The organism is Neisseria dumasiana (genome assembly GCF_022870885.1).
GTDB classification, from domain to species: domain Bacteria; phylum Pseudomonadota; class Gammaproteobacteria; order Burkholderiales; family Neisseriaceae; genus Neisseria; species Neisseria dumasiana.
On sequence record NZ_CP091509.1, the window covers coordinates 1,448,039 to 1,464,552 of the forward strand.

At 49.5% G+C, this 16,514-nt stretch carries 13 protein-coding genes and 1 pseudogene; 3 read left to right on the forward strand and 11 right to left on the reverse strand.

The window, feature by feature from the left end; all coding sequences use genetic code 11:
• Window positions 1–63 precede the first annotated feature (63 nt).
• Together cysG and cysI are read right to left on the reverse strand one after the other, a co-directional pair.
• The gene (gene cysG / locus LVJ88_RS06590; RefSeq protein ID WP_085418551.1) at window positions 64–1,473 is read right to left on the reverse strand and encodes a siroheme synthase CysG; all 1,410 of its coding nucleotides are present in this window, start codon (window positions 1,471–1,473) and stop codon (window positions 64–66) included.
• A gap of 416 nt (window positions 1,474–1,889) precedes the next feature.
• Window positions 1,890–3,656, reverse strand: coding sequence for an assimilatory sulfite reductase (NADPH) hemoprotein subunit (cysI, locus tag LVJ88_RS06595; RefSeq protein ID WP_085418550.1), 1,767 nt, complete (start codon window positions 3,654–3,656; stop codon window positions 1,890–1,892).
• A gap of 211 nt (window positions 3,657–3,867) precedes the next feature.
• Here cysI and LVJ88_RS06600 point away from each other — a divergent pair, with 211 nt between their 5' ends.
• Window positions 3,868–4,506, forward strand: a complete 639-nt coding sequence (locus tag LVJ88_RS06600; RefSeq protein ID WP_085418549.1) for an opacity family porin — start codon at window positions 3,868–3,870, stop codon at window positions 4,504–4,506.
• Window positions 4,507–4,609: 103 nt separating this feature from the next.
• Here LVJ88_RS06600 and LVJ88_RS06605 read toward each other — a convergent pair.
• The 5 genes and pseudogenes from LVJ88_RS06605 to LVJ88_RS06625 all read right to left on the reverse strand — a co-directional run.
• Window positions 4,610–4,732 (reverse strand): annotated as a pseudogene (locus tag LVJ88_RS06605) (signal peptidase); the annotation flags it as partial.
• Between the two features lie 513 nt (window positions 4,733–5,245).
• On the reverse strand, window positions 5,246–5,521 hold the full coding sequence (locus tag LVJ88_RS06610) for a hypothetical protein (RefSeq protein WP_085357070.1): 276 nt from the start codon (window positions 5,519–5,521) through the stop codon (window positions 5,246–5,248).
• Window positions 5,505–5,924 (reverse strand): phage holin family protein, encoded by a 420-nt coding sequence (locus LVJ88_RS06615; protein ID WP_054598655.1) that lies wholly within the window; start codon window positions 5,922–5,924, stop codon window positions 5,505–5,507. The genes LVJ88_RS06610 and LVJ88_RS06615 overlap by 17 nt, the downstream gene beginning before the upstream one ends.
• A gap of 197 nt (window positions 5,925–6,121) precedes the next feature.
• Window positions 6,122–6,433, reverse strand: a complete 312-nt coding sequence (locus tag LVJ88_RS06620; RefSeq protein ID WP_054598654.1) for an ElaB/YgaM/YqjD family protein — start codon at window positions 6,431–6,433, stop codon at window positions 6,122–6,124.
• A gap of 285 nt (window positions 6,434–6,718) precedes the next feature.
• A complete protein-coding gene (locus LVJ88_RS06625; protein ID WP_085418548.1) occupies window positions 6,719–8,242 on the reverse strand; it encodes a succinyl-CoA:acetate CoA-transferase ScpC in 1,524 nt (507 codons plus the stop codon).
• A gap of 215 nt (window positions 8,243–8,457) precedes the next feature.
• Here LVJ88_RS06625 and LVJ88_RS06630 point away from each other — a divergent pair, with 215 nt between their 5' ends.
• Both LVJ88_RS06630 and LVJ88_RS06635 read left to right on the forward strand, forming a co-directional pair.
• On the forward strand, window positions 8,458–9,147 hold the full coding sequence (locus LVJ88_RS06630; protein ID WP_244694127.1) for an IS1595 family transposase: 690 nt from the start codon (window positions 8,458–8,460) through the stop codon (window positions 9,145–9,147).
• Window positions 9,148–9,468: 321 nt separating this feature from the next.
• Entirely contained in the window at window positions 9,469–10,122 is a 654-nt protein-coding gene (locus tag LVJ88_RS06635; RefSeq protein ID WP_085417784.1) for an IS1595 family transposase, read from the forward strand.
• A 34-nt stretch (window positions 10,123–10,156) separates the two neighbouring features.
• Here the strand turns inward: LVJ88_RS06635 and LVJ88_RS06640 are convergent, their stop codons facing one another.
• The 4 genes from LVJ88_RS06640 to LVJ88_RS06655 all read right to left on the reverse strand — a co-directional run bounded on the left by LVJ88_RS06640 (window position 10,157) and on the right by LVJ88_RS06655 (window position 16,413).
• Window positions 10,157–10,684: a single-stranded DNA-binding protein gene (locus LVJ88_RS06640; RefSeq protein ID WP_085418729.1), complete on the reverse strand. Its 528-nt coding sequence runs from the start codon at window positions 10,682–10,684 to the stop codon at window positions 10,157–10,159.
• A complete protein-coding gene (locus LVJ88_RS06645; RefSeq protein ID WP_085359496.1) occupies window positions 10,668–12,068 on the reverse strand; it encodes an MFS transporter in 1,401 nt (466 codons plus the stop codon). The genes LVJ88_RS06640 and LVJ88_RS06645 overlap by 17 nt, the downstream gene beginning before the upstream one ends.
• 283 nt (window positions 12,069–12,351) lie before the next feature.
• Window positions 12,352–12,984, reverse strand: a complete 633-nt coding sequence (locus LVJ88_RS06650) for a lytic transglycosylase domain-containing protein (RefSeq protein WP_085356846.1) — start codon at window positions 12,982–12,984, stop codon at window positions 12,352–12,354.
• 123 nt (window positions 12,985–13,107) lie between these two features.
• Entirely contained in the window at window positions 13,108–16,413 is a 3,306-nt protein-coding gene (locus LVJ88_RS06655; RefSeq protein WP_085418728.1) for a DNA translocase FtsK, read from the reverse strand.
• Window positions 16,414–16,514: the final 101 nt, after the last annotated feature.

Sequence of the window (16,514 nt, forward strand, 5' to 3'; positions counted from 1 at the left end):
ATTTATATAGTTAATCAACACATTTTTCATACAGGCAGCAAGCCGCCGAAATTCAAATCACACTCAAGCCGCACGGATTTGCACAGTTTGGCAAAACTGTTCGTTGTCGGCAAACCATTTCAGCTCTTGGCGCAAAGCCACCACTTCGCCGATAACCATTAATGCCGGCCGGGGAGCCTGCTCGGCCATGTGCGGCAAGTCTTTCAGACGGCCTGTCTGCACACTCTGATGTGCAAGCGTGCCGTTGGATACGATGGCCACCGGCGTGTCTGCGCTGCGGCCGTATTCAATCAGTTTGGCCGTAATGTCGGCGGCCTTGAGCGTGCCCATATACACCACCAGCGTTTGATGGTTTAACGCCAGTGTACGCCAATCCGGTTCGCTGCCGTCGTGGCGGCTGTGTCCGGTGATGAACAGCGCGCTTTGGGCGCAATCGCGGTGGGTCAGCGGAATGCCCGCGTAGGCCGTGGCACCCAGAGCAGCGGTAATGCCCGGCACGATGCGGTAAGGAATGCCCGCCGCCGCCAACACTTGCGCTTCTTCGCCGCCGCGCCCGAACACAAACGGATCACCGCCTTTGAGCCGCACCACGCGCTTGCCTTCCTGCGCATATCGAACCAGCAGGCGGTTGGTAGCTTCCTGCTGAACATGATGCGCGCCCGCACGTTTGCCGACGCTGATTTTATCGGCATCTTTGCGCACCATCGCCAAAATTTCGTCCGACACCAGCGCGTCGTACAACACCACATCGGCAGCCTGAATCGCTTGCAACGCATGTATCGTCAGCAAACCCGCATCGCCCGGGCCTGCACCGACCAGCACCACCTCTCCGCGCGGCGTGTCTAAATTGCTGAGCCGTGCCGACAATTCGGCTTCTGCTGCGGCACGGTTGCCCTGTGCCACAAAGGTACTGAATCGGCTTGCAAACAGGTTTTCCCAAAAACGCCGCCTCTCGGGCATCGTACGGACGGCTTTTTTCACCCTGCTCCGCCATTCGCCCGCAATCTCGGCCATTGTGCCGGTGTGCAGCGGCACCAGCGTTTCAATCGCCTGCCGCCAATAACGCGCCAGCACAGGTGCGGTGCCGCCGCTGGATACGGCGATCTTGATCGGGCTGCGGTCAATCACGGCCGGCACGATAAACGAACACAAATCCAACGTATCCACAGTATTGCACAGCGTGCCGCGCGCTTCGGCGGCCTCAAATACACGACGGTTGAGTTCGGCATCGTCTGTTGCCGCCACAACCAGAAACACGCCGTCTATAAAGGCCGTCTGAAACGATTTACCCAGCCACACAATGCGTTTCTGTTCACACCATGTTTCAAACTGCACGCTAAGGGTTTCTGCCACCACCTGCACTTGCGCACCGGCCTGCATCAAACTCTCGGCCTTGCGTTCGGCAACATGCCCTGCGCCCACCAGCAAAACGGGGCGGCGGTTTAAATCGGCAAAAATCGGATAATGGCTCATGGCGGTTCCTTATAAATGTTGGCTTGCGGTTCGGCTGCCGCTTTGGTTGTTGAAAATATTAAAACGGTTTATGCCGCAGCCAAAGGAACGGTTTTTGCTTTGTTTATGGTGTTTGGTTATATGGTTGGGCGGGGATAAAAAACGATACCTTTGCCATATAGAAAAGCCAAAGTCGGACTTTAAAAAGTTTGAGGCCGTCTGAAAGCAAACTTTTTTCAGACGGTCTCAAACATACAGCCAAACGCTCTCGAATCACGCCGCCCAAAAATCGCGCGGCTCATCCAGCACAGGTTTCACGATAAAAGGCCGATACTTTTTCTCATGCTGGAAAGTCAAAGCCGGGCTTAAAAAGCTTGAGGCCGTCTGAAAGCAAACCTTTTCAGACGGCCTCAAACATACAACCAAACTCTCTCCAATCACGCCGCCCAAAAATCGCGCGGCGCATCCAGCACAGGTTTCACGATGCCGGTGCGCACGGCAAAGTCGCCGAAGCCTTCGTTGTTCAGACGGCCTTTCACCCATTCGCCCAGCCAACCGTCGATGATGTCCAAAATCTCCGCTTCGGTGATGTTTTCTTTAAACAGGCGCGGAATGCGCGTGCCCTCGCGGTTGCCGCCGGTGTAAAGGTTGTAGCGGCCTACCGCTTTGCCCACCAAACCGATTTCGGCCAGCATGGCGCGGCCGCAACCGTTGGGGCAGCCGGTAATGCGCAGCACGATATGCTCTTGCTGCAAGCCGTGTTTGGCAAACAGCGCATCCAGCTTGTCAGTAAATTGCGGTAGGAAGCGTTCGGCTTCGGCCATTGCCAACGGGCAGGTCGGCAGCGACACGCACGCCATACTGTGTTCGCGCTGCGGGGTAACGGCATCGCTGATCAAGCCGTGTTCGCGGGCGATGGTTTCGATTTTGGCTTTATCGCGCGGCGCGATATTGGCCACAATCAGGTTTTGGTTGGCGGTGAGGCGGAAGTCGCCTTTATGGACTTTAGCAATTTCGCGCATACCTGTTTTCAGCGGCCTGCCGGGGTAATCGAGCAGGCGGCCGTTTTCGATAAACAGAGTAAGATGCCAGTTTTTGTCTTCGCCCTGCACCCAGCCGATGCGGTCGCCGCGCGAAGTAAATTGATACGGGCGCACAGGTTCAAACTTCGCACCCATGCGGTTTTCCACTTCTTCGATAAACACATCTACACCCACGCGCTCGAGCGTGTAGCGGGTTTTGGCGTTTTTGCGGTCGCTGCGGTTGCCCCAGTCGCGCTGCACGGAAACCACGGCGGCGGCGGCATCGAGCGTTTTTTCCAGCGGCACGAAGCCGAATTCTTTGGCGGTGTTGGGATAGGTTTTGGTGTTGCCGTGCTCCATCGACAGGCCGCCGCCCACCAATACGTTGAAACCGACGAGTTTGCCGTTTTCGCCGATGGCCACGAAGTTCAAATCGTTGGCATGTAAATCGACATCGTTGTGCGGCGGAATCACGACTGTGGTCTTGAACTTGCGCGGCAGGTAGTTTTTGCCGAGCACGGGTTCGGTAGCATCGCCGCTTTTCACACTTTCGGGCAGCGGTGCGGGCGCGGTGGTTTCGGTGGATTCGACTTTTTCGCCGTCCAGCCAAATTTCGGCATAAGCGCGGGTTTTTGGCAGCAGGTGCTCGCTGATTTTTTTCGCCCATTCGTAGGCTTCTTTGTGCAGCCCGCTTTCAACGGGATTGCTGGTGCACAACACATTGCGGTTCACGTCGCCGGCGGTGGCGATGGAATCCAAACCGAGCTTGTGCAGCCATTGGTGCATGGGTTTGATGTTTTCTTTGAGCACGCCGTGGAATTGGAAGGTTTGGCGGTTTGTAAGGCGGATGGAGCCGTAAAGGGTGTGGTCGGTGGCAAATTCGTCGATGCCCAGCCATTGCGCGGGCTGGATGATACCGCCGGGCAAACGGCAGCGCAGCATCACGTTTTTCAGCGGTTCCAGTTTCTGCTCGACACGTTCGGCGCGGATGTCGCGGTCGTCCTGCTCATACATGCCGTGAAAACGGATTAACTGGAAATTGTCTCCCTTAAACCCTCCGGTGAGGCCGTCTGAAAGATCGCTCGTAATCGTTCCTTCGAGATAGCGGCTTTGGTCTTTCAAGCGTTCGTTGTCGGCAAGCGGCGCGTCGGGGAGTTTGGCTCTGGGGTCGGCGGCAGTCATGAATGTTCCTCGGCTTTATTGTTGTGATGCCGATACTGTATCGAGGCCGTCTGAAAAAAGGAAAGAATGCTTGGTTTTAATGTAAGAAAGATTGGTTATATAAACTTTCTTATTATGCCTATTGAATAAAAATTTGAGATAAAAATTAATTTGTCATATAATTTCCTTTGCAAAACAATTGCTTATTATAATAATATTTTCGGAGTTTATTATGAAAAGGAAAATTTTCTTAACGGTATTTTTTCTCACTTTATCGGTACCTGCCTTCTCTGAATCAGGTATTTATCTACAACCAGAAACGGCTCTGAGCCTAATCAAAATTAAAAGCAGCAAACAACTGCAATATTCCGAAAACAGTTTCAGCCCCCGTCTAACTGCCGGATATGATTTCGGTAACAATTTCCGTATAGGTCTTGACTATACTTATTACCGGCCGTTCGGTTTTTCCGATAGCGGAACATTCAATCACAAAATTAAAATCACTAAAAAAGCCAAAACCAATATCAAGCTAAAGTATCAAGACGAAGGTGAAGTCCGGTTCAAAAGCATGGGGATTTCCGCCACCTATGATTTTCCAGTCAATAAAAAGATCCAACCTTATTTAGGTGTACGTTTAGGATTTAACCGTATCAATGTCAATATTAAGAAAACCCTGCCTCAAATTAATAAGACATTGAAGTTCAATAAAAAGAAAAATAGTTTCGGTGCAGGAGCATCTGCTGGTATAGGAGTTAAATTAAACGAGAAGATTACATTAGACGTAGGATACCGCTATAACTATTGGGGCAAGTTTCAGCATGTAAAAATACACAGAAACGAATTTTCTACCGGCTTGCGTATCAAATTTTGAACCGCAACTTAGCAGCTTGAGACCTTTGCAAAACCCCACGCCAACAAACAGCCGGAACATTCTTCATCATATTCCGGCTATTTTTGCGTAAAAAGTAGACAAGCTGAGACCTTTGCAAAACCCTCAGATACGGATGCCGTTCAAGGCGTAGCAGCACAGCGGGTGCAGACATATCATACAGATAGGCAAACGAGCGGGCAGCGCACAACGCAGAAATGCGCCGCATATGGGGGTTTTACAAAGGTCTCGGCCTATCTTGTTGATTTTTTAAGCTCGCCAACTTGAGCCCGAGCTAAGAATCCGCGAATTAACAATCCGTATTTATAAATATTATCCAAATTCTACCAATATCAATTTTTCAAATATAGTTAATCAACTTAACATTTACTACTGCATTGCTGCGCCTTGCCATACTATCTATGCCGTCTTCGGCTTACTATCTTATATTAGATTGTTCTTTCAAGAAAAATTACCATAAGCTACACACAACTGACCCAAGACTAACGAAACCTACCCCGCCACACAGCATCAGCGAAATCGCCAAACAACTTAGCTGCCTCAAAACACCATCGGCTGCTAAATGAAACGGCACGGCTCCAAATAAGAAAAACACTTGACTATGAAACGCCAAGTGTTTGATTTCCGAATCTGTTTCAATCACTACTGCCTGAGTGCCACACTTGAATTTAGAATCCGAGAGCCTGTTTACAAACTGATTCTATATCCTGCTGATTTTATATCAACGCCTTGAAGTCAAACGTGAAAACTTCCACGCAGCCAATGCTGCACCGGCAATAATGCGGTATTTCCAGCCCAACGGCAGAAAAAAGGTTTTAAACAATATATTTTTTGAAGGCACGGCATCTGCCAAACTGACAACGGTACTCAAGCTGTTTTCAAAAAAGTTGTCTTTTTCTTTTGCCCTACGGGTTTTCAAATGTTCGGCGGTCATTTTCAAACGGGCAAGTTCAGCCTGCATTTCTAAAATTTTACGTTCTTCAGATCGTTTGGCCATCTTTATCTCCTGCTTTGTGTGCTGTTTGTTTTGCGGCACCGCTCAAATAGGCAAGGTCTTCATGCATATTGCGCAAGGTACCGGCTATTTGCGAATTTTTGTGTTTCCATGATAAAACGGCCCATACTGCCAAAATAAGAATCATCAATAAACAGGCTGCCGAAATGCCGAAAAACACCCAAATTTTGGCTTCGTCGCTCAGCACATGGTTCAAACCCAGCAACAGGCTCACAATACTCAAGGCAAACAATGCGCCGATAATGACGATAGCGGCAAAAATCTTCATCACGCAGCCGGCCTGTTCGCTCAAATCCAGATGCAGCATCCGCAAACGCAGCAGCAACAGGTCGATGCCTTGGTTGAATAATATTTGAAAATGGTTGATATTTCTTTTTAAATTCATACTGATTCCTTTTGAATTAAGGCCGTCTGAACCACACATCAACCATATATGAATGCTGTTGTGTGAATGATGTGTTGTGCCATATTTTATCGAATTCTGATTTTGGCCTGATTGGTATTTTCAGGCTTGCTGATTCGGCATACAAACGGGCAATGAAAGGCCGTCTGAAAGTTTTCAGACGGCCTCTGTTCAGTATATTAACGGCGGTTCAACAAAACGCCCACAACCAAACCGGCCAGTGCAGCAAAGCCCATTGCGTAGTAAGGTTTGTCTTGAATCAGCTCGTCAGCCTGCTTGGCGGTGTTTTTCACCTTTCTTGCGGCCTGATCTTCGAAATCGGAAAACTTCGCTTTAGCAGCGCTCAGTTTATCTTGCAATTTCACTTTCAATGCCTTGGCTTCTTCGGTGCCGGCTTCAACACCGTTGTTGTACAGGTCTTCAACATCGCTCAATACCGAACGGATTTCTTTCATCAATTCATCTTTTTGTTGTTCAAAATCATGTTTCATCTTACTGCTACCTCCTGATAATGGTTGGGAAAAAACTTCTTTACTGCTTTTCCTATATGGCGCTCAGATAAGATTATTCAACTTATATTTAAGTTATAGAATGAATAAAACTGTCAGATAGCGTTAATTTTTTTCAACCGGAAACAATAAAGCCTTTTTGCATGGGTTGCAAAAAGGCTTTGCCGGTATATCGGGCTGTTCATATTTTATATAGTACACCGCTCTAAAGGTAAAACTGTGATACTAAAACAGAAATACGCCCAAACCGATTAATAATGTTGCAGGTTACTTGATACGCATATCGCCTGTTTCAACAAAACGCTGATGCCAAGACAAAGCTTCGCTCAACATGTGCGGCGTATGCAGACCACCTGCTTTTTCGGCGCGGTCGAAGTAATCACGCAGCATGTCGCGGTAATCGGGGTGGGCACAGTTCTCGATAATCAACTTGGCGCGTTGGCGGGGAGCCTTGCCGCGCAAGTCGGCCATACCTTGCTCGGTAACAATGAACATTACGTCGTGTTCGGTGTGGTCGTGATGGGAAACCATCGGCACAATGCAGGAAATAGCACCGTCTTTGGCCACCGACGGGCTTACGAAGAACGAGAAGAAGGCATTGCGGGTAAAGTCGCCCGAACCGCCGATACCGTTCATCATTTTGGTGCCCATCACATGAGTTGAGTTCACATTACCGTAAATATCGGCTTCAATCATGGCGTTCATACCGATTACGCCCAAACGGCGGATCAACTCGGGGTTGTTGGTGATTTCCATCGGGCGCAATACGATTTTGTCGCGCAGAAACTCGATATTGTCGTTAAAGCGTTGCAAAGCATCGGGGCTGAAAGACAATGCGGTTGCCGAGGCCGATTTCATTTTACCGGCAATAATCAGATCCAACATACCGTCTTGCAATACTTCGGTGTAGCCGGTCAGATCATCGAACGGAGCATCAAGCAAACCGGCCAACACGGCATTGGCCACATTGCCTACGCCTGATTGCAGGGGCAGCAGGTTTTTCGGCAAACGTCCCGCTTTTACTTCGTGAGAGAAGAAATCAATGATTTGGGAAGCGATACGCTTGGAATTTTCATCGGGATCGGCAAACTTGCTGTTGCGGTCGAACGCATCGGTTAACACGATGGCAACGATCTTATCCAAATCGCATTCCAAATAATGTGTACCGATACGGTCGTCGGGTTTTACCAGCGGAATCGGTTGGCGGTTGGGCGGGGTTCCTACGTCGAAATACACATCGTGCATGGTTTCAAGCAATGCATTCTGTTTGGCGTTAACTTCGATGATAACCTGCTTGGCCGCCTTGAGCACTTCGTTACAATGGCCGATACCCATTGCCGGAATGATTTTACCGTCGGCGGTAATACCGGTAGCTTCAATGATGGCAATCTGCATTTCGCCGTAAAAACCGTTACGGATTTGCTGCTCAACATGCGAAAGGTGCATATCTTGATAGAAAATGTTACCTGCGTTAATGCTGTTGCGGATGCCGGGATCGGATTGGAAGGGATTACGGAAACTCACGCAGTTTGCGGCAGCCAACACACCGTCGCATTCAGGCGCGGTCGAGGCACCGGTAATCATACCGATGACAAACTCTTCTCCGCGGGCGTGTGCGGCTTTGGCACGTTCGGCGATTGCGGTAGGCAAGGCTTTGGGATAGCCTGCGCCGGTAAAACCGCTGATGCCTAAAGTCATACCGTTTTTAACAAATTCGGCCGCTTGGTCGGCCGACATAATCTTGGCACGGAGGCCTTCGTGCTGTACGCGTTCTGCGTGATTTTCGCTCATTTCTGTCTCCTCTCGGGTAACGGAAGCCGCGAGATCACGGCTTCCGGCAGTTTGGTATATCAACAAACGGCCGCTGTGTAATACGGCGTAACCGGTTCAAATGGCAATATATAGTAAAGGTTTTATTGTGTAAAGGCAGGCTGTTGCAACAAGTAGGCGGCATTTGATAAAGCTGTTGAAATCAAATAAAAAGGGGCTGACGTAGATTAGCAGTCATGATAGGCTGCAAAAATGAAGATAACCCACGTAAATTAAAAAAGACGACACAAAGAAAGCTGCTCGAATATTTTGTATTGGAAGTAACCGCACGTTCCGCTGCCGATATCTTGGGTATCCAACCTAACACCGCCATACTGTTTTACCGCAAGATCCGCCTCGTTATCAGCCATCATCTGGCTTTGGAAGCAGATCAGGTTTTTGAGGAAAGCATAGAATTCGATGAGAGCTATTTCGGCGGTAAGCATAAAGGAAAGCGTGGTCGCGGTGCCATAGGGAAAGTAGCGGTTTTCGGTATTCTCAAACGCGGCGGCAAGGTATATACCGTGGTGGTGGAAAACCCTAAGCGGGAAAGCTTATTGCATGTTATTAAAAAGAAAATTATGCCAGAAGCATGGTTTATATTTGAGGGTTTTGCAAAGGTCTCAGATTGCCTGAGCAGTTATGATGTTTTGGATGTGAGTGGTTTTACCCATCACCGCATCAACCACAGCAAACTGTTTGCCGACCGTCAAAACCACATCAACGGTATTGAAAATTTTTGGAATCAGGCAAAACGGGTACTGCGCAAATACAACGGTATCGACCGTAAATCGTTCCCGTTGTTCTTGAAAGAATGTGAATTTCGTTTTAACTTCGGCACACCAAAGCAGCAGTTAAAAACTCTGAGGCTTTGGTGTAGTATTTAGGGCTAATCTACTTCAGCCCTTTTTTTAATAACCATTCAGTCTTTCGGCCTTCGGCTTTTTCTTGATGCTTGAAATCAAGAAAGCGCCTACCGCTTCTCAGGCTATCGAACCTCCATCATTTGCGGCATTTACCGTGCGGAAACGTTTTCGTAATGATTCGATTTCGTCTCTTCATTCATCTCCAAAAGAAAAAACCTTTTGAATATTTACACACTCAAAAGGCTTTATTTTAAAACAATACGTTATATATGAAAAATAAATAACGACTTAATAATTACTTTAGGGGCTGACGTAGATTAGCAGTCATGATAGGCTGCCAAAATGAAGATAACCCACTGTAAGTTAAAGAAGAGTCTGCAAAGAAAACTGCTTGAATATTTTGTATTGGAGGTAACCGCACGTTCTGCTGCCGATATCTTGGGTATTCAGCCCAATACGGCTATTCTCTTCTACCGTAAAATCCGTCTTGTTATCAGCCATCATTTGGCTTTGGAAGCAGATCAGGTTTTTGAGGGCACTATAGAATTGGATGAGAGCTATTTCGGCGGTAAGCGTAAAGGAAAGCGCGGTAGGGGAGCAGCAGGTAAAGTGGTGGTTTTCGGTATCCTTAAACGTGGAGGTAAGGTTTATACGGTTGTAGTGAATAATGCCCGAAAGGAAAGTTTATTTCCTGTTATTACAAGGAAAATTACACCTGATAGCGTAGTTTATACGGACTGCCTGAGCAGTTACGACGTGTTGGATGTCAGCGGTTTTCACCATCACAGGATTAATCACAGCAAAAAGTTTGCCGACCGACACAACCATATCAACGGCATTGAGAATTTTTGGAATCAGGCGAAACGTGTCTTGCGCAAATACAACGGAATTGACCGAAAATCTTTTCCTCTGTTCTTGAAAGAATGTGAGTTTCGTTTTAACTTCGGGACACCAAAGCAGCAGTTAAAAACTTTGCGGCTTTGGTGTGGTGTTTAGGGCTAATCTACTTCAGCCCCTTACTTTATGTCATTCAGAACGGAATATCGTCATCAATATCATCAACGGGTGCCGCAGGTGTGGCTGGAGTTTGGCGGCGGGGAGCGGCAGGCGGAGCGGCTGGTGCTTCTGGCTGGTAAGCCGGGGGAGCACTTTGATAATGCTGTTGCTGAGGTGCGGATTGTTGATAGCCTCCTTGGCTGTTGTCATACTCTGCCGAGCCGCTGCTACGCGAACCTAGCATTTTCATCTCGTTGCCGATGATATCGTAAGCGGTACGTTCGATTCCGTCTTTGCCTATATATTTGCGGCTTTGGATGCGGCCTTCTATATATACCGAGCTGCCTTTGCGCAGATACTGGCCGGCCACTTCTGCCAGACGGCGGTAAAGTGTAATGTTGTGCCATTCTGTGCGTTCTTGGCGTTGGCCGCTGTTGCGGTCGTTCCATGTTTCGCTGGTGGCTATGCTGAAATTGCACACGGCTTCACCGTTGGGCATGTAGCGTACTTCGGGATCCCGCCCTAAGTTGCCGATTAAAATCACTTTATTCAATGATGACATTTTTTACTCCTGAAATGATTGCTTCAGCGGCTTTGGGGTCGAAACCTTTTTGCAACGCCTTGATATAAACGGTTTTGTGATCCTGACTGAACTGTATTTCTTCTACTGCCGGCAAGTTTTTCAATGCCGAATAGAGCTCTGTTTCCCTACCTTGCCATGTTTCCCCCACTGTAAAGCCCATGTTTTTTACCGGACGCGGTGCTGGGGCGGTAGCGGCAATCAGCAGCCATACTAAAGTTAGGAGGCTACAAAATATAAAGACACCGGAAAAGCCGTAGTGTTTCAATAAATAACCACCGCAAGCACTGCCGACCACCAAGCCTACGGATTGCAAGGTATTATAAACACCCATCGCCGTGCCTTTAAGGTCTGAAGGTGCGATTTTGGATACCATTGAAGGCAGGCTGGCTTCCAATATATTGAAGCCGATGAAATAAATGATCATGCAAACGGTAATCACGGCAATCGAATGCAAACTGAACACTAAAGCTATTTGAGCGGCTATCACGCATACAATCCCGCCGATAAATACCTGCTTCAATTTGTTGCGTGTTTCACCGATGATAATCAGCGGCACCATTGCAATCAACCCGATAACCGTAGCCGGAAGATAGACTTTCCAATGGCGGTTATCAGTCAAACCCAAATCAACCAAAGCGAACGGCAGCGCGGTAAACAGTGCCATTAAAGCGGCATGTAATGCGAAGATGCCGAAATTCAAACGCAACAATTGCGTGTCTTTTAACACTTCGCCCAAGCGCGACGGCAAAGCTTGTGTATCTTCATGCAGGCGTGATTCTTTCGGATTGGGTGTAATCCACGCTACCACGCCGATGCTGATTAAGGTCAATATACCCATCATGGCAAACAAACCCGGCACGTCCAGCCAGCCCGTTAAGATGGGAGACAACACCAAGCTTACCGAAAATGTGAGGCCGATGGTCAGACCAATCATCGACATGGCGCGCGTACGCACTTCATCACGGGTCAAGTCGGCTACCAACGCGGTAACGGCAGCACTTACCGCTCCTGCCCCCTGCACTATCCTCGCGGCCACCAACATTTCCCAGCTTTCGGCAAACGCCGCCATAAAACAACCTGCGGCAAATACGAGCAAACCGAAATAAATCACTTTTTTACGGCCGAACTTATCTGAAGCCAAACCCAAAGGAATCTGCAACAGCGCTTGCGTCAAACCGTATGCACCGATTGCGAGGCCGACCATTTGTTTGTCGCCGTTTACGCCTTCCAATGAAGCGGTATATAAAGCCAACACAGGCAAAACTAAAAACATGCCGAGCATGCGCAGCGCGTAAACACCGGCCAGCGATGTACTGGCGCGCCATTCTTCGGGGAACATTTGTGTGCGGTTGCTTCTTGCCATAATAATTTTTGCCTAGCCGTGAAAGGTTTACGGTGGTGTAAAGTGATAAATGCCGCTGATTATACACGTTAAGCGTGGTTTGCCTTAGCGGGACCTTTGCTGCCATCTGCGGCACATTTCTGCGTTATGTGCCCGCTTTGCTTGCCCAGCGTGTGATATATCTGCACCCGCTGTGCTGCTACGCTTTAAGCGGCAGTTACATCCGCGGAGGTTTTACAAAGCTCTCTTGGCGTTCAGACGGCCTCTGCATGGCGATGCCGCACCGGCCGTCTGAAAAGCGTTATCAACCGTGCCATTGCCAACGGTTACGCCATGCACCAAGCACGGCATTGGGATATTTGTTACTGCCCAAGCTGCCGTTAAAACGTGCCAGCGCGCGGACAAGATTGCCGCGTTCTACGTTATTGTAATGCCGCAATATGGTGCAGCCGTAACGCAAATTGGTGCGGATATCGAATAAATTGTGGGAAGGTTGGCCGATATAGTTTTTCCAAAACGGCATTACCTGCATCAGGCCGCGCGCGCCTACGCTGCTGATCGCGTACTGCCTGAATGCGCTTTCAACTTCAATCAATCCCAAAATAACCTGCGTATCCAATCCTGCGCGGCTGGATTCGTATTGTATGTTGACCAGCAAACGCTTACGCTCGGCTTCATCGGGAACATAACGTGCCAAACGCTGCGACATTTCGCGCAACCAACGCTCACCGTCGGCAGGACGGTCAAATACCAAACGCGCCGGATTGACATGGTTAACCGAACTGCGCATAACCGAAGCCACATCATCCGAAAGGGTTTCTTCGCGCTGTGCGCCGGCAAACAGCAACTTAGGGCAACATAACAATACGCCTCCGGCAAGCAAAAGCCGCCTTTTTTCGGGCGACTCGGGCAAATGAGTCAGGTTATTGCGTTTCATAAAATGTGCGGATATGGTTTTTGTTTTTCTACGTTAGTGGAATATATAAGTGGAATATAGATACACGTTATGTTTTCAGACGGCCCGTATCGTTTCAGGCCGTCTGAAAACATAGTGAATCCGTTAATCCAAATGTTCGCTGCTTTGCGCCAAAACCGTTCGGTTGCCGTTGGTTTCCGGCGCCGAAACGATACCGTCCGCTTCCATTTGGTCGATTAAGCGTGCGGCACGGTTATAGCCGATACGCAGGTGGCGCTGTACCGATGATATGGTGGCCTTGCGGGTTTTGAGTACGCATGCCACGGCATCGTCATACATTGGATCCAACTCTTCATCGCCGTTGCGTTGGCCGTTGGCATTGCTGAACATATCATCGCTGCCGACTCCGGAAGTCAGAATATCGTCTATATAATCCGGCGCGCCGAACTGCTTGAGGTATTCCACAACACGATGCACTTCATCATCGGCCACAAACGCCCCGTGAACACGTTTGGGATAGCCCGTGCCCGGCGGCAGGAACAACATATCGCCCTGACCTAACAGGTTTTCGGCACCCATTTGGTCGAGAATGGTGCGGCTGTCTACTTTGCTGGATACCTGAAAAGCAATCCGGGTTGGAATATTGGCTTTAATCAGGCCGGTAATCACGTCTACGCTGGGGCGTTGCGTTGCCAAAATCAAATGGATGCCCGCCGCACGCGCTTTTTGCGCCAAACGCGCAATCAACTCTTCGATTTTCTTGCCCGCCGTCATCATCAGGTCGGCAAATTCGTCCACCACCACCACAATAAACGGCAGTTTAGATAATGATTCCGGCTCTTCAGGCGTGAGGCTGAAGGGGTTGGCCAGCGTTTCGCCGCGTGCCGCCGCTTCGGCGATTTTTTGGTTGAAACCCGCTACGTTGCGAACACCCATATGGCTCATCAGACGGTAGCGTTTTTCCATTTCGTTCACACACCAAGTCAAGGCATTGGCCGCCAACTTCATATCTGTTACCACCGGCGCCAACAAGTGCGGAATCCCTTCGTAAATCGACAACTCCAGCATTTTCGGGTCGATCATGATCATGCGGACTTCATCCGGCGATGCTTTAAACAGCATGGACAAAATCATCGAGTTCACGCCCACCGATTTGCCGGAACCTGTTGTGCCCGCCACCAAAAGATGCGGTGCTTTTCCTAAATCGGTTACCACGGGCGCACCGGTAATGTCTTGACCCAACGCCAAAGTCAGTTTGGATTTGGATTCTTGAAACGCGGTTGAATTGAAAATCTCACTCAACCGTATCATCTGCCGTTTGGGATTGGGAAGCTCCAAGCCCATGCAGGTTTTGCCGGGAATGGTTTCAACCACCCTGATAGACGAAACACCGAGCGAACGGGCCAAATCTTTTTCGAGATTCATCACTGCATTGCCGCGCACGCCTACGTCGGGCTCGATTTCATAGCGGGTAATCACCGGGCCGGCATAAGCATCCATCACTTTTACCTTCACTTTGAATTCGGCCAGCTTTTCCTCGATGGTAATGCTGTTTTCGAGCAAAGCTTCTTCGGTTTGGGTTGCACTCAAATCGAATTGCGGCGGCTGCAGCAAGGCTATTGTCGGCAATGGAATTTCCGGAGCATCCGTGTCAGCAGAAACCAAATGTTGCGGAGAATGATGATTTTCAGACGGCCTGATGCCTGTTTGTTCTGCCGAAAGATGTTCGGCGGTTTGCTCGAAAGCGGCAACGGCACTATCGGGCATGCCCGCTGTTTCGTGGTTTAAAGCGGCCGTCTGAAAACCGTTTTGCTCATATTCGGGAGCGGATTCATGTAGCAGACGGTCGTGGATACTCCAAGCCGGACGGGTGCTGATGTGTGCATTGGCTGTTTCGGTATATTCGGGCACGGAGCGGTTTGCGGTTGCGGTTAGGGTGTTGACCTGTGCCGGCGGCTGCACATTATGAAAAACAGGCGGTTCAGGAATATCGATTACCTGCCGCTCAACTTCCGGTACGGGCGGAGGTTCTACCACTGTGGCACCGGCATCCGGCATGGCCGAATACGGCGTAAAACGGGTTGAAATCGGTTGGATAACCGATGCAGGCTTTACCGGTGGCTGAAGCTGGACTGAATGGCTCTGCTCCACACGCGCGGCATCGGGAATCACGCTTTCGCGCATGGCCGTGTTAACTCGGCGTATCCGTTGGCGGTTGACCGGAGAATCGGTACGCGCCAAATTGGCAAACACTTCTCCCTCCGGAATGATTTGCGGCTGTGCAACCTGAACGGGAGCCTGTGCGGATATTTGACGGCGGCGGGCCATCCGCTGCCGCAGCAGATTGGAACGGATGTCTTCTTCGCCGATTGTTTCGGGGCGGCCTTCCGCATTCAACACGGATTGTGTTATCTCGGTTCGGGGCACGGAATGGGACAGTTGCCGCACTTCCGACAACACGCGTTCACGGGTGCGGATAACCGCAGGATCGTCCAAATCAATGGTTTTCAGCTCCACCACAGGAGCCGGTGGCGCAGCTTCTTCCAATGCCGGTTTGAATGTCCAATTGATTTCCACCACTTCCATATCGGGAGAAGGATTGGAAAAAGGTTTGGCCGTCTGAATATCGGTTTCTTTTTCCTGCCACTCCGCCAAATGCGTTTCCTGCAAAGCTCTGGTGGCCTCTTCCAGCGTAATCACAGGTAAAGAAGCATCGGGCTTGTGTGTACGGTATTCTTCTTCTCCGAAAGCCACATAAGGAGCAGGAGCAATGGCTTTGCCCGTTACAGAAGTACGTTTGCGCTCGGCTTTGGATTCCGGCTGCGGCAATACCGCACCGAACATCGGAATATCGGCCGGTTCTTCTGAGGCAGGTTCGGCCGCACCGTCTGCACCCGCAACCTGACCGTCAGATTTTTGCGTTTCTATATTTGCTTGGTTTGAAACCGGCTCGGCTTTTAAAGCACGAATGGGCGCTTCATCTTGTTCAGACGGTTCTGCCTGCTCTAAATCGCCGCCTACCTCTTGAAATTCTTCTTCATGCACATCTGCAGATTGCAGCGCTGCTTTGGGGGCAGATGCAAAAATGGGCAGTTCGTTTATAGATTCGTCGTCTTCGGGCTGATCTTTTCTCTTGCCTGAGGTGGCGTCCAATTTACGGCTGTGCTTGGGCGACAAGGCGCGGAATTTTTCTACGGTTTTATCGTAAACCGCTTTAGCCTCTTCTGCCGCACGGTGGCTTTGACGGGTGTTTTTCAGATTAGGATCAACGCCCCGCAACACTTTGGCCGGCTTAACATGCCCGTCGACAGACGGCGAAGGCACATCACCTGCTTCATGACGGCTCAGATAAGTCAGCTCGCGCAGCCATTCCTGCTCCTGACGATGGCGCACCCATAACACACCTGCAATCGCACACAGTAAAACAATCAGTAAAAATGTCCACAACATGAAAAAAACAGCCCGGATTTGATTTTGGCAAAGTGCCTATTCTAGCCTGTTTCGCAGCTGAAAAGAACCATTTTCATATTTGCTGGCAGGTTTTTTCGACA